Below are 14,288 nucleotides of genomic sequence, written 5' to 3'. Positions count from 1 at the left end.
AAAAACTTGATAACTCCTATAGCTGCGTTAGTATCTATCGATTAAGTCATTGTTTTAAAATTTGATCTGGCTCACATGTCGACTTCACAAAATAGCGCAATTTACTCTGTTAGTAAGCTTAACCAATCGGTTCGAGAACTTCTCGATAGCCAAATGGGGCGTATTTGGTTAACAGCTGAAATTTCCAATTTTTCACAACCCAGTTCAGGTCATTGGTACTTAACCTTAAAAGATGACCGAGCGCAGGTGCGAGCGGCCATGTTCCGTGGGCAAAATGCACGAGTCACTTTCCGCCCACAAAATGGCCAGCAAGTTTTAGTTCGAGCGACAGTGACCTTATATGAACCTAGAGGTGACTATCAATTAATCCTTGAGAGCATGCAACCAGCCGGTGAAGGCTTACTGCAACAACGTTTTGAGCTATTAAAACAAACACTAAGTGCCCAAGGTTTGTTTGATATTATTCATAAAAAACCACTACCTAGCCCAGCTAAATCCGTCGGTATCATTACCTCGGCAACGGGTGCAGCCCTACATGATATTTTAAATATTTTACGTCGTCGCGACCCTTCCCTGCCTATCATTATCTACCCAACGGCCGTTCAAGGTGAGATGGCACCAGCACAAATTGCTCGGATGATTGAGCTAGCAAATTTGCGTCAAGAATGTGATGTGTTGATCGTCGGTCGCGGGGGCGGTTCACTTGAAGATTTATGGGCATTTAATGAAGAAATCGTTGCTAGAGCCATTTTTGCTAGTCAACTGCCTATAATTAGCGCTGTTGGTCATGAGACCGATGTGACGATTGCCGACTATGTGGCGGACGTAAGAGCACCCACCCCATCTGCAGCGGCCGAGCTTGTTAGCCGTAACCAGTTAGAAATGCTCCGTCAGCTAAAATCTGCGCAGCAACACCTTGAAATGGCAATGGATTATTATGTAGCAGGTCAACAACAAAGGTTTGCTCGTTTGCATCACCGTTTACAGCAACAACACCCACAATTACGTTTGGCACGGCAACATAATCAACTTAATTTATTGCAACAAAAACTTGCGCAGTCGATGACTCGACAACTACAAAATTCAACATCTAAGTTCGAAAGGCTCGACCGTCGTTTACTGCAAAATGATTTGCGCCCTCAATTGCAAAAACAGCAACGTCAGTTGCAGCAGACACAGTATCATTTGCAGAATATGGTCACGAGTTTGGTTAACAGTTACCGCCAACGTTTCGCTGTCGCTTGTTCAAAAATGGAAGCAGTTAGCCCATTAGCCACCTTAGCTCGCGGGTTTAGTATCAGTGAAACCGCTAAAGGCACCGTACTGAAAAAAACCACCCAAGTGAAAGTTGGCCAACCACTGAAAACTCGCCTGAATGATGGCTGGGTTGAAAGCCAAGTTACTCATATTGAGAAGGTTAAAGTAAAAAGAATATCGAAATAATTATTTTAACCACTTATCTCGATAAAAATAACGGGATAAGTGGTGTTAAATTTATACGTTGATTAGAAACGCACCTGTCCACCAATCATATAAGTACGCCCTCTTGCTGTTGCATTATTTTTACCGCGTTCTTCCATAATAGCGGTAGAATTTGCACGATTTAATGCATCCGAATAATTTTTATTCGTGATATTATTAACCGTCATCATCAATTTAAAGTTTTTATTAACTTCATAGTCTGTATATAAATCAATGATTGTAGGTTGTTTTTCATACTTATCTTTTAGTGCATTTCCATCGTTATCAACGATAGACTCTACACCAATTCGTTTTGAAGGACCGGTCCATGTAATAGTTGTACCTACGGTTAATTTTTCATCCAATAAACGCACACCTGAATCCAAGGTCACATAATAATCAGGAAGCTCAGTGAAATCTCCCGCACTAAAATCAGCAACCTTAGCTATGGAGTTAGGTTGATCCCCAGTTTCTTTGGTATAGGATAATGTTGAATAAACTATACCTGCATCATAATTAGCCTGTAATTCATAGCCACGAAGATTAACATCATGAGGCTCATTGACATACATATAGCTTTTACGCATAAATTCTGGGAATTCTTTGTCCCATACATCATCATTCATTAAACACCAAGCCAGTTCAGCATTTGATCTTGGGCGACAAAGTAAATAAGGCTTACTCGTAATATAGTCTTTAATTTTTGTATGGAACCATAATGCCTTCATATTAAATTGGTCACCTTCAAAAATTAAATCCGGTTTAAAGCTATTAAAACCAACTTGCCATGTCTGTGATTTCTCTTCTTTTAAGAATGGGTTCATTGAATTACCACCTTCTTGAGAATAAAAAACTTCTTGCGTATTCGGCGCTCTCATTGAATGCGCATAACTGACAAATGGCTGGAATTCAGGAATAATTTCTGCTGATAATAAAACTCCGGGGTTAAAACCATTACCCCGTAAATTTAAAGTTGCAGCTTCCTGTGGAAAACAAAAATCTTGATCACCACATGCAGGTTTAAAACCTTTTAAGTGATAATTCATATAATTCAAATCAAAAATTGCTGTATAGATCCCATACTTGGCTTCCAATTGTGTATATGCGCTCGCAAGATCTAACGACCCACTTGGCGAGAATGGATTATAGTTCAACGTATCTTGGTCAATAACAGAACTAACCTCTCGCTCATACTTCGTTTTAGATAACTTAGAACCTATTTTCCATTCAAAATCAATATCACCATAGGAAAACCGGCTTGTATTAGAAAGATTAAGACCATCGCCAATATTTTTGGATTTACCTTGCCTTAATGCCCAACCTAATGAGTCACCTTCAAATTGTTGGTCATTTTTTCCATGACTCGCTAAAACCTCAACATCAATTAATTCATTTAGCGGCGTATATTTATATTTAATATAATAATCTTCACTATTAATCTTTCTTCGTGTGAGCTTATTTTGTAAGAAACGACCACTGAATTCTAATTCATGGCTGTCATTAGGTTTATATTTCAATTTAGCTAATTGCGATTGTGGCTTTTGTTTGAAAGTGGAGTCGGTGGCAAATTCATCACTATCAAACCCATCACCATTTTTATAACTGCCAGGAATATTATGGCCGCTAACCGCAATTAAACCGCCAAAATAGCCATCATCTTGCAATAATGTCTTTCCTGCGACCGCTACCATGCCATTATAACCGAGACCATTATCTCCCCAGCTAGCTTTACTACGCAGCCCATATACATTATCTTTAAAAATCACATCATCAATACCGATAGTACGAAAATTTGCACTCCCTGCTAAAGCGTTAACACTATTGCCTCCATTTAATTGCCCTTTCTCTACTTCAACTTCAACAATAAAATTTGGATCAATTAAAGCGCCAAAATCATTATTTGGCTGTTGTCCATGTGTATATTGACTTGGGGAAATTCCATAATAACTTTGCGTGACACCATCCACCATCATATTCACGCGACCAAAACCACTCAACCCGCGAATATTGACATTAACGGTACCTTGGCTGGCATCCATTTGAGTATAGGTTCCGGGCATGGTACGAATAATTTTATCCATCGACTGCAATTTATTTTCCGTACCCACCGCGCTATAAGCACCCGGTTTTTCCAATGCTTTGACTAATGGCGTTTGTTTCTGCGCACCTGAGACTTTTAATTGGCTAAAATTAACCACACCTTCTTTCTGCTTATTCTGCTGCTGCGTATTTTCAGCCAAAGCAATCCCTTGGGAGCTAGTGGCAATAATGCTAGCAACCATAATTATTGTTTTATTATTCATTAAACCATTCCTGTAAACGTACTGTGTGTCATACGCTCACACTGCTAGCACAGGCCAAATAAAGCCTGTGAAGAGGCTCAGCAACAATGTCATTCATATTGTTGCTGGCCTGAAATCACCTAAATTTTATAGGTTAATTATTATTTTAAATATGGAAAATATTTATCTTTATTTTCAAGCATGAGAATAAAACTATATTCTTGGGCGATATCATCTAGTGCATTAAAACGCCCTGATTTACCACCATGCCCCGCATTCATATTAGTTTCTAATAATAATAATGAATTGCCTTGTTTAATATCTCGTAATTTAGCTACCCATTTTGCAGGTTCCCAATATTGAACTTGAGAGTCATGTAACCCTGTCGTCACTAAAATATGTGGGTAATGTTGTGCTTTGATATTGTCATAAGGGCTATACGCTTTAATTCTCCAGTAATCTTCTTCATTTTCAGGGTTACCCCACTCATCGTATTCCCCGGTGGTCAGAGGGATTGATGGGTCTAACATTGTGGTTACCACATCAACAAATGGAACAGCGGAAACAACCCCCTCGTATAAATCAGGCGCCATATTCACAACCGCTCCCATTAATAAGCCACCCGCACTGCCCCCCATGGCATACACATGTCCTGCTTTACCATAACCTTCTGATAATAACCCTTTGGTTGCATCAATAAAGTCAGTAAAGGTATTCATCTTGTGGATTGTTTTGCCTTGTATGTACCAATTTTTACCTAAATCACCACCACCACGAATATGTGCAATCGCGTAAACAAAGCCACGATCCAATAAAGACAAACGAGATGAACTAAATGAAGGATCAATGCCATACCCATAAGCGCCATAACCATAGACTAACAATGGATTTTGGCCATGTTTGAATAGATCTTTACGGTAAACTAAAGAAACTGGGACTTTTACCCCATCTTGTGCAGTAACCCAAATACGCTCACTTTGGTAGTTTTGCTTATTAAAATCTTTAACTTCTTCTTGTTTTAACAGCTGCTTTTCTTGAGTCAGCATATTAATTTCATATACTGAAGACGGTGTGGTCATTGATGAGTAACCGTAGCGTAGTTTATCCGTATCTGGCTCAGGGTTATTTCCGATCCACGCCATGTATGTTGGGTCATCAAAGCTCACTTGGTTTTCTTTATTAGTTAACCAACTGATTTGGCGAATATTCACTAAACCATTTTGGCGTTCTTCCACAACTAACCAATTATTAAATAAAGCAAAACCTTCAAGATCAACCCCATCACGCGGTGCAATAAAGCTTACCCATGGTGCTGAAATATTGTCTGCAATATATAAACCAAATAATGGATGCTGGTGATTAGAACGAATATAGAATTTACCATTGAAATGGTCAGGATAGTACTCAACCCCCGTTTGACGTGGTTTTAAAATTTTAACGTCATTTTGTGGCTGATTGGCATCAATTAAACGGTACTCAGAGGTTTCAGTACTCGTGATCCCCATTAAAATAAAATCTTTTGAAGTCGATTTCGCTAAACTAACGTAAAAAGTATCATCCTTTTCTTCATACACCAGTTTATCTTGAGTTTGCTGTGTACCATATAGATGTTTAACCACTTGATAAGGTAGCAATGTTTGCTTGTCCTTATTCACATAGAATAGCGTTTGGTTGTCATTAGCCCAGACAATATTACCTGAAGTATTGGTTAATACATTTTCCTGCCACTTGCTCTCATCAATTTTGCGAAATGATACTGCAAATTCATTACGTCCTTGGCGATCTTCAGCAATCGCTAGCGTGGTATTATCCGGCGAAATCGCTAACGCTCCCATACGATAATATTCAGTGCCTTCGGCTCGTTCATTACCATCAACTAATACAACCCATTCATCTTGGCTATTTACAGGGCGTCTTTCAAAGATAGAATAATTTTTCCCCGCGACAACTCGTGAACGGTAGGTATAACCATTATAATCATAGGGAACTGACTCATCGTCCTGCTTCATACGTGAAAACAATTCATCGTAAATTTCTTTTTTTAACGATTCACCTTTTGCAAGTTGCTGCTGCGTATAATTATTCTCTTGCGTTAAATATTCAATAATTTCTGGAGACTCGCGTTGATCATCTCTTAACCAATAATAGTTATCTACACGGGCATCTCCGTGAGTGGTGATAGTATAAGGTTGTTTTTTGGCTATTGGTGCTGACATTCTATCCTCCGCAGCACTGGTTGCTGCATATAAACCAAGTAATGTAATAAAACAAAACTCAGTGAGTTTATTACGCATAATTTATCCAATCTATTTTTCATTAAGAGTAAAATCAATAGGTATCCTGACAGTTACCCGCCCATTGATTAAAATTTCAGCTGGGGGTTCAGGTAAAGGTGCTGCTCTCGATAGCACCTGCAATGCTTCTCTATCCAAAGATCGTGTTCCTGATGAACTTACTAGGTCGCTACCAAGCAAAAAACCTTGTGGGTCAACCGTAAATGTTACTGTTGATTGACCGACTCGCCCCCGCCTTACGGCGTCTTCAGGAAACCGCTTGTATTTATTTAGTTTCCCCAATACTTGTGCTTCCCATAGCCTTTTCGCGTTATCTACCGATTGTGACTGGCTATTAAATTCTGCGGCAATTTTTTGAGTTTGTAATGGCGCTGCAGCATCACTGGTGACAGGGGCATCATTGGCTTTTGAATCAGTCGCTTGTTTTTGTTCAACCGCCTGCTTTTCATGCTTTTGTTTTTTGACTTCAGCAGTTCGTTTTGTACTCACCGCTTTAGCGACTTGCACTTCAGCCTGCTCATTGATGGCTAATGGTGGGATAATTTTCTCTTCCGATGGGGCTTCATGAGCCTGGCTCGCCACCGATAACTCTTGTAGTTGGCCAATGTTAGCTTCTGTCAATTGTTCGGCTTGCGATTCAATTGAAATTTCCATCACCACTGATGGCGGAGGCAATAACTCATCCCATTGTTGATTGTGAGTTACCCATATATACAACCCAACAACCCCAATATGAAGAGCAATTGCCAATGCGAAGCCCCCACTTATCTTCGTTGTTCGCTTTAAATACTCATTTTCAAATGTTGTTATAATCATTTTTATCTTATGCACTGACGTATTTATGTATAAATGCAAATGATAATTAATAACAAATGAAAATGGAAATCATTTCTTACTGGAAATAAAGATTACTTCACAAAATTAACTTTTTTGAAATCATTAGCTTGCTATTACTTAGTCATCCTTTAGGCGTGTACCACACAAAATCAGCATGTAAATGGTCTATTTCTTCACCTCTTTCTGAAATAATTAATACTTTTACGGGTTCTTCGGGCGCTAGGTCTTGCACATGTAAAGGCACACCAATTGCTCTTGTTGCATGATAGCCACCTGCGAATAGAAGCGCGGGTGTAGGTGCATTTAATAACGACTCTGCCATACGGCGGTCACGCAACTGCTGTATAAAGGTCATTTTAGCCACTTGTTCCACTGTCAGTTCCCCACCATGAGAACTTTCAATCGTTTTACTGATAAGTTCTTGAACAATGGGTTGAGCTGAATATTGCCCCGTTACTGATGACGGGTTAGCGTAGGCGGCAAGTACCTCTTTTTTATCTAGGTTTGCCGACAGTAGCGGATAAGGCGAGCTCAGCAAATGGCGGATTAAAGCCCCATATTGCTCCCAAGGCCAACCACTATTCCAATTTAAGGCGGACTGTAGCTTTTCGTCACGAATATAAGGGTTATTTTGCATCTGCGCCTGTACACGGTTCACACTATTTTGCTGCGACGGTGTCAACATTTCGAGTAGAACCGCACCTTGAGGCCGTATTTTTGGCATTTCTTGTGCAAGCCATTGCTCAATTTGGTGGTGATAATGGTTATCATGCTTTTCTCCGACAATGACGCGTGGAGATTGAGCAAGCTGCTCGATTAATTGCTGAGGTGTTAAAGACTTACCTGTTGCTAAGTCAATAATTTGGTTGCTTACTGTTAGTTGGCTATCTAATTGTACGATTGTCGGTTCAATTTTTTGTGTACAACCGATAAGGAAAAATAACCCAACCATTAAAGTGGCTATTTGAGAGGTCAATCTTATTGAAATCATTATGCTTTCCATCTTATGTTATCAAGCTAATAAGATACAGATAATGATAATCATTTTCAATAAAAAGGCTCCTATAAAATCATAGAAGCCTTTAATACGTATTAATTAATATTAACCGTTAGAGTGGATTGGTTTGCGCTTCAACCACTGCTAATGCCACCATATTCACGATACGGCGTACCGACGCAATTGGTGTCAAGATATGTACCGGCTTCGCAACCCCCATCAATACCGGGCCGACCGTCACGCCATCAGAGCTTGTCACGCGCAGTAAGTTATAACTAATACGTGCAGCTTCCATATTTGGCATAATTAATAAATTTGCTGAACCTTTTAATGGGCTATCAGGCATCACATCTTTACGGATCGATTCAACTAATGCGGCATCCGCATGCATTTCACCATCAATTTCAAGATGAGGGTCACGTGCTTTGATCATCGAGAGCGTATCACGCATTTTTTGTGCTGATGCGCAGTCTGAAGAACCAAAGCTAGAACGCGATAACAGAGCCACTTTTGGCTCAATACCGAAGCGTCTTACCGTATCCGCTGCCATTAACGTGATTTCTGTTAACTCTTCCGGAGAAGGGTCTTCATTAACATAAGTGTCTGCGATAAACGTATTACCCGTTGGTAATAACAATGCATTCATTGCACCGGCAGCATGAACACCTTCGCGGAAACCAAATAAATCTTTAACAACTTCATAATGTTCACCATAGCTGCCCACGGTACCACAAATCATCCCGTCAGCTTCACCACGTAACACCATGATCCCACCAATTAAGGTTGGGTTATTAATCACTGCACGACGTGCCATTTCTTGTGAAACACCACGACGTTTCATGATTTGGTAGTATTCTTGCCAGTATTCTTTATAACGCGGGTCGTTTTCGTTATTGACCACTTCAAAATCTTTACCTAACTCAATGTGTAGGCCAAGTTTTTGAATACGCATTTCAATCACACTTGGGCGCCCAACTAAGATTGGGAAAGCCAAACCTAAAGAAACCAGCTCTTGTGTGGCATGTAATACACGCTCTTCTTCCCCTTCAGCTAAAACAATACGTTTTTTGGCAGTCTTAGCTTGAGAGAAGATAGGTTTCATGAATAAATTTGTCTTATAAACAAACTGATTTAATTTTTCGATATAGACATCGAAGTCTTCAATTGGACGCGTTGCTACCCCTGAGTCCATTGCTGCTTTTGCCACAGCAGGTGCAATTTTAACAATCAAACGTGGGTCAAATGGCTTCGGAATAATGTATTCAGGGCCAAAGAATAAATCTTGGTTACCATAGGCTGAAGCCACTTCTTCACTTTGCTCTGCCAATGCAAGGTCTGCAATGGCATACACACAAGCCAGTTTCATTTCTTCATTAATCGTTGTTGCACCGACATCTAACGCACCACGGAAAATGAATGGGAAACACAACACGTTATTAACCTGATTTGGGTAATCAGAGCGGCCAGTACAGATGATGGCATCAGGACGAACTTCTTTCGCCAATGGTGGCAAAATTTCAGGCTCAGGATTTGCTAGCGCTAGGATCAGTGGATCTTGCGCCATGGTTTTCACCATTTCCGGCGTTAAAAGACGTGGACCTGAACAACCTAAGAAAATATCCGCATTAGGAATAGCATCCGCCAAAGTACGTTGGCCGTTATCTTCAATGGCATACGCAGCTTTGGTGACATCCATGCGTTCATCACGCCCCTTATAAATCACCCCCTTAGAATCACAGACGGTGATATGTTCACGTTTCAGTCCCAACGCGACTAATAAATTCATACAAGCGATTGATGCTGCGCCAGCGCCAGAAACCACAAGGCGGACATCACCAATTTCTTTTTTTACAATTCGTAATCCATTGATAACAGCAGCTGTACAAATGATAGCGGTTCCGTGTTGGTCATCATGGAACACAGGGATTTTCATGCGCTCACGGAGCTTTTGTTCAATATAAAAGCATTCTGGTGCTTTGATATCTTCTAAGTTAATACCACCAAAAGTCGGCTCAAGAGACGCAATGATATCAACTAATTTGTCTGGATCTGTTTCATCAACTTCAATATCAAAGACATCAACACCAGAAAACTTTTTAAATAGTACACCTTTTCCTTCCATGACTGGTTTACCAGCCAAGGCACCAATATTACCTAACCCAAGGACGGCAGTACCATTAGAGACAACCCCGACAAGGTTACCTTTAGCAGTGTAACGATAAGCTTTAAGTGGGTCATCTGCAATTTCAAGACATGGAACTGCAACACCTGGTGAGTATGCTAATGCGAGATCTCTCTGGGTTGTTAGTGGTTTAGTTGGGGTAACCGTAATTTTCCCAGGATGTGGAAACTCATGAAAATCAAGAGCACTTTGTTTTAATTTGTCATCCATCGTCAAGTCCTTTCAAAATAAGTAAGGTAAGAGCGATAACAGTATAAACACATCTCACTAGCAAATCATGATCATACCGGCAATTTCCAGAAAAATCTTTCAATTACAATAGAGTTAGGTCACTGTCCGAGTAAAACATAGTCACCTTGGTTATATTGTTCATAGCGCAACCCTGCTTTAATTTTAAAAAGCACGACTAAAAATAATTTATTATTAATTTTATTAGGTTAATATATATAAATAATTAATTGCATAATAACACAATGAAATCCCACCTTAAATATGTTCATCTGTTTAACTTTAATTTAACTATTCGATATTATTTTTTCTATTTTAATGTATTATCAACAAGCACAATATTATTGGTATGGAACTATAAAATATTAAGCAAACGATTAATATCAATCTCACTTCTCCATACTGCTGATTATATAATTATTAAAACTCCAATTAAATATAATAAACGTACCGAAATTAAATTGTCTATTTTATAGGAAATACCTGAGTAGACGTTGGCATTTGAGACATAAAAAAGGAACCCTCTATGTCTAAATATACAGTAATGATTATTGACGATCACCCTATTATACGCTTGGGATTGCGGCAGCTCATAAATACCGACACACACTTTATTATCACAGCAGAGTGCGCTTGTTGTTATGAAGCTTTAAGCATGGCAAAGCAGTTAAAACCTAATTTAATTATTATAGATACCAATATTCAAGGTATTAAAACATTTGAAACTATACGATTACTTCGTAAACACTGCAATGATAGCTACTTATTAGTGTTATCTGCATCGACAATTAAAACAGATATATATGGTGCTATTGACGCAGGAGCACAAGGTTATTTATTAAAAAACAGTGAACTTGATATGCTATTCTACAGTATGAAGAAAGCCTCTAAAGGGCAATTGGTTTTTAGTGAAAAAATTTATCAACATCTTATTTCACGTCATCATTATAGTGACCCACTATCCGCATTGACAAAACGAGAGTCTGAAATTTTGCATGAAATGGCTGTGGGTTTAAAAAATCGTGAAATATCTAACTTACTTTTTATTTCAGAGGAAACCGTTAAAGTTCACATTCGAAATATTCTTAAAAAATTACGCGTTCGATCTCGCCTTGAGGCTAGCTTAATTTATATGCGTTCAAGATAATCTATTTTTAATATATTAATTATCGGGGCTAAATTACATTTAATGTAATTATAAGGTTATTATAGATTTCTCACATTTGGGCTAGATCCCAAGTGAGTTTTGCCGCATTATGTAAGGATTATCGCTAGTTTTTTGAGGAAAATCATATGCCCAATACACCTAACTCTCCTTATATTATGTACGGAATTAAAAACTGTGACACCATTAAAAAAGCACGCCGTTACTTAGAAGACAATGGAGTTAACTATCAATTTCATGATTATCGTGTTGATGGTATTAGCGATGAACTGCTTTCTATCTTTATGGAACATATTGATTGGGAAGTGTTAGTCAATAAACGAGGAACAACTTGGCGAAAATTGACTGATGATGAAAAAAATGCAGTTATTGACGCAGATAGTGCTAAAAAAGTGCTAATTGCAGAGCCTGCCATGATCAAAAGACCCGTACTTGTTTCTCCAGATAACCGATACTTAGTTGGGTTTAACGCTAATGACTACCAAAACTTCATTCGATAATCAGGTGGATTTAATGGATTGTCCCGTTATTCAGCTTGCCAAAGAACTAATTGCACGCCCTTCTATCAGCCCCGATGACCAAGGCTGCCAAGTGATCCTTACCAAGCGCTTAAACCAACTTGGTTTTACCATTGAACCAATGCATTTTGGTAGCACATTAAATTTTTGGGCTCATCGAGGCACTCAAGGACCAACCCTCGCATTTGCAGGTCATACCGATGTTGTACCAGCAGGCAATAGCGAAAATTGGCAGACTCCTCCGTTTAACCCAACAATTATTAATCAACATCTGTATGGCCGTGGTGCAGCTGATATGAAAGGTTCTGTCGCAGCAATGGTTGTCGCAGCAGAGCGCTTTGTCGAAAAACACCCTCACCATCAAGGGCGCTTGGCCTTTTTAATCACATCAGATGAAGAAGCTGATGCATTAGATGGCACGGTTAAAGTTGTTGAAACATTAATGGCTCGTAATGAGCGTGTTGATTATTGTTTAGTCGGTGAGCCATCAAGCCAATCTCATTTAGGTGACATCATAAAAAATGGGCGTAGAGGCTCTATTACAGCAAATTTGACTATTTTAGGAACGCAGGGGCATGTAGCTTATCCACATCTAGCTGACAACCCGGTGCACCGAGCAACCGCTTTTTTGCAAGAGCTCACTTCAACTATCTGGGATAACGGCAACGAATTCTTCCCTGCTACCACCATGCAAATTGCCAATATTCATGCGGGTACTGGGGCAAGTAATGTAATCCCCGGTGAGTTATTTGTTCAATTTAATTTTCGTTTCAGCACAGAATTAACCGACACACAAATACGTGACAGGGTCACAAGCATGTTAGACCGTCATGGCCTCGTATATAAAATAGAATGGTCATTATCTGGTCAGCCATTTTTGACTGAAAAACAAGAACTTGTCACTGCAACCTTGCAGGCAATCCATGAACTAACGGGTCTTAACGCAGAGCTATCTACCAGTGGTGGTACATCTGATGGTCGTTTTATCGCTCAAATGGGCACTCAAGTAATTGAGCTTGGCCCATTGAATACCACTATACATAAAGTTGATGAATGCGTTAGTGTCAAAGACTTGCAACAACTGGCCTTAATTTATGAGCGAGTCATGGAGCTATTGTTATTATGATCACCATCGCAATGTTAACAGGCCGTTCCACGGACCATTTAGTGACACTTGGCGGCACTCATCGTCTACAATTTAATGCCACTAAGGCATTTTTAGCCATGCAACAAGCTGCAGTAAAAGCGGGCTTCAAGTTACAATCTGCAAGTGCATTTCGTGATTTTTCACGTCAACAGTTAATTTGGAATGAAAAATTCACTGGTCTCCGCCCTGTTCTTGATGCACAAAGCCAACCTTTAGATATTACAACGCTTTCAGAAGGTGAGCTGTGTGAAGCTATTTTACATTGGTCTGCATTACCCGGAGCAAGCCGTCATCATTGGGGAACCGAAATAGATGTTTATGACCCATTACGGATCCCAGCAGGGCAAACTTTGCAATTAGAGCCTTGGGAATATGAAACTGGCGGCTATTTTGCTGAATTAAACCACTGGCTCACGGATAACATGGCGACATTTGATTTTTACCGTCCCTTCACGGCAAAAAATGCAGGGGTTGCCTATGAACCTTGGCATATTAGTTACTGGCCGTTATCCTATGAAGCTGAACAGCTGTTAACGCCAGAAGTCATTACGCAAGTTCTTGAGCAAGAAGATATTCGTGGGAAAAATTGGTTAAGCACTAACTTAGATTATGTATTCGAACGCTATATTAGAGCTCCTGAATAATTTCTAAGCTAACAAAGCAATTTCTATAGCGCCAATGCCCCATAGATGATGCGACATCATTTATGGGGCTTCTTTATTTTGTTTGGAAATTTGTTCATCAACAACTGGAAGCCGATACATAAAAATAAGCAGCCAACACAACAGTGCCAATAAACCAATTTTTAACCATAAATAACTAACAACCCAGATTGATAGTGAAAAAGTGAGAACTATCAATATAATTGCTTTTGGTTTTGCCCCTTTCGGTAACCCTTTATGCTTTTGCCAGTGACGAATATACCCCCCAAACCAAGAGCGATATAATAACCAATGATGAAAACGTGGAGATGAACGAGAAAAGCACCATGCCGCCAATAATAAGAAAGGTGTGGTAGGCAAAACAGGAAGAACGACGCCAGCAAAAGCCAGCGCAACGGCTAACCATCCAATAACAATGAGGAACAATTTTTTCAAAATCACCCCTCCTCCCGAATAAATAAATTAAATGGTAAAAACCGCATAAAATCTGTGGTAACTCATAATAATATCAATGG

At 39.5% G+C, this 14,288-nt stretch carries 11 protein-coding genes; 5 read left to right on the top strand and 6 right to left on the bottom strand.

The window, feature by feature from the left end:
• Positions 1 to 75 precede the first annotated feature (75 nt).
• On the top strand, positions 76 to 1,443 hold the full coding sequence (gene xseA / locus ACU696_RS12180; RefSeq protein ID WP_209101588.1) for an exodeoxyribonuclease VII large subunit: 1,368 nt from the start codon (positions 76 to 78) through the stop codon (positions 1,441 to 1,443).
• Between the two features lie 62 nt (positions 1,444 to 1,505).
• Here xseA and ACU696_RS12175 read toward each other — a convergent pair whose 3' ends face one another.
• The 5 genes from ACU696_RS12175 to maeB all read right to left on the bottom strand — a co-directional run bounded on the left by ACU696_RS12175 (position 1,506) and on the right by maeB (position 10,263).
• Positions 1,506 to 3,764, bottom strand: coding sequence for a TonB-dependent receptor domain-containing protein (locus ACU696_RS12175; protein ID WP_109912448.1), 2,259 nt, complete (start codon positions 3,762 to 3,764; stop codon positions 1,506 to 1,508).
• A gap of 140 nt (positions 3,765 to 3,904) precedes the next feature.
• Positions 3,905 to 6,037, bottom strand: a complete 2,133-nt coding sequence (locus ACU696_RS12170; RefSeq protein WP_110731975.1) for a S9 family peptidase — start codon at positions 6,035 to 6,037, stop codon at positions 3,905 to 3,907.
• A gap of 12 nt (positions 6,038 to 6,049) precedes the next feature.
• Positions 6,050 to 6,853, bottom strand: coding sequence for a cell envelope integrity protein TolA (locus tag ACU696_RS12165; protein WP_004911322.1), 804 nt, complete (start codon positions 6,851 to 6,853; stop codon positions 6,050 to 6,052).
• A 142-nt stretch (positions 6,854 to 6,995) separates the two neighbouring features.
• Positions 6,996 to 7,865: a ChaN family lipoprotein gene (locus ACU696_RS12160; protein ID WP_245211116.1), complete on the bottom strand. Its 870-nt coding sequence runs from the start codon at positions 7,863 to 7,865 to the stop codon at positions 6,996 to 6,998.
• Positions 7,866 to 7,983: 118 nt separating this feature from the next.
• The gene (gene maeB, locus ACU696_RS12155; RefSeq protein ID WP_109912445.1) at positions 7,984 to 10,263 is read right to left on the bottom strand and encodes an NADP-dependent oxaloacetate-decarboxylating malate dehydrogenase; all 2,280 of its coding nucleotides are present in this window, start codon (positions 10,261 to 10,263) and stop codon (positions 7,984 to 7,986) included.
• A gap of 544 nt (positions 10,264 to 10,807) precedes the next feature.
• On the opposite strand from maeB, the gene ACU696_RS12150 reads away from it, so the two are divergent.
• The 4 genes from ACU696_RS12150 to ACU696_RS12135 all read left to right on the top strand — a co-directional run bounded on the left by ACU696_RS12150 (position 10,808) and on the right by ACU696_RS12135 (position 13,755).
• Positions 10,808 to 11,428 carry a LuxR C-terminal-related transcriptional regulator gene (locus ACU696_RS12150; protein WP_004911325.1) on the top strand — a complete coding sequence of 207 codons (621 nt, stop codon included), beginning with the start codon at positions 10,808 to 10,810 and terminating at the stop codon, positions 11,426 to 11,428.
• Positions 11,429 to 11,574: 146 nt separating this feature from the next.
• Complete coding sequence (locus ACU696_RS12145) at positions 11,575 to 11,946, top strand: ArsC family reductase (RefSeq protein ID WP_164528763.1); 372 nt, start codon at positions 11,575 to 11,577, stop codon at positions 11,944 to 11,946.
• A gap of 13 nt (positions 11,947 to 11,959) precedes the next feature.
• Positions 11,960 to 13,090, top strand: coding sequence for a succinyl-diaminopimelate desuccinylase (dapE, locus tag ACU696_RS12140; protein WP_209101658.1), 1,131 nt, complete (start codon positions 11,960 to 11,962; stop codon positions 13,088 to 13,090).
• Positions 13,087 to 13,755, top strand: coding sequence for a M15 family metallopeptidase (locus ACU696_RS12135; RefSeq protein ID WP_209101593.1), 669 nt, complete (start codon positions 13,087 to 13,089; stop codon positions 13,753 to 13,755). The genes dapE and ACU696_RS12135 overlap by 4 nt, the downstream gene beginning before the upstream one ends.
• A 60-nt stretch (positions 13,756 to 13,815) precedes the next feature.
• On the opposite strand, the gene ACU696_RS12130 is transcribed toward ACU696_RS12135, so the two are convergent.
• Positions 13,816 to 14,208: a DUF454 family protein gene (locus ACU696_RS12130; protein WP_004911334.1), complete on the bottom strand. Its 393-nt coding sequence runs from the start codon at positions 14,206 to 14,208 to the stop codon at positions 13,816 to 13,818.
• Positions 14,209 to 14,288 lie beyond the last annotated feature (80 nt).

Source organism: Providencia sp. PROV_01, from assembly GCF_053098325.1.
This window is presented reverse-complemented; position numbering and strand designations above follow the sequence as displayed.

Bases quoted from the DNA above. Each gene is read 5' to 3' on its own strand.
- xseA (WP_209101588.1), top strand. From the start codon at position 76: ATGTCGACTTCACAAAATAGCGCAATTTACTCTGTTAGTAAGCTTAAC.
- ACU696_RS12175 (WP_109912448.1), bottom strand. From the start codon at position 3,764: ATGAATAATAAAACAATAATTATGGTTGCTAGCATTATTGCCACTAGC.
- ACU696_RS12170 (WP_110731975.1), bottom strand. From the start codon at position 6,037: ATGCGTAATAAACTCACTGAGTTTTGTTTTATTACATTACTTGGTTTA.
- ACU696_RS12165 (WP_004911322.1), bottom strand. From the start codon at position 6,853: ATGATTATAACAACATTTGAAAATGAGTATTTAAAGCGAACAACGAAG.
- ACU696_RS12160 (WP_245211116.1), bottom strand. From the start codon at position 7,865: ATGATTTCAATAAGATTGACCTCTCAAATAGCCACTTTAATGGTTGGG.
- maeB (WP_109912445.1), bottom strand. From the start codon at position 10,263: ATGGATGACAAATTAAAACAAAGTGCTCTTGATTTTCATGAGTTTCCA.
- ACU696_RS12150 (WP_004911325.1), top strand. From the start codon at position 10,808: ATGTCTAAATATACAGTAATGATTATTGACGATCACCCTATTATACGC.
- ACU696_RS12145 (WP_164528763.1), top strand. From the start codon at position 11,575: ATGCCCAATACACCTAACTCTCCTTATATTATGTACGGAATTAAAAAC.
- dapE (WP_209101658.1), top strand. From the start codon at position 11,960: ATGGATTGTCCCGTTATTCAGCTTGCCAAAGAACTAATTGCACGCCCT.
- ACU696_RS12135 (WP_209101593.1), top strand. From the start codon at position 13,087: ATGATCACCATCGCAATGTTAACAGGCCGTTCCACGGACCATTTAGTG.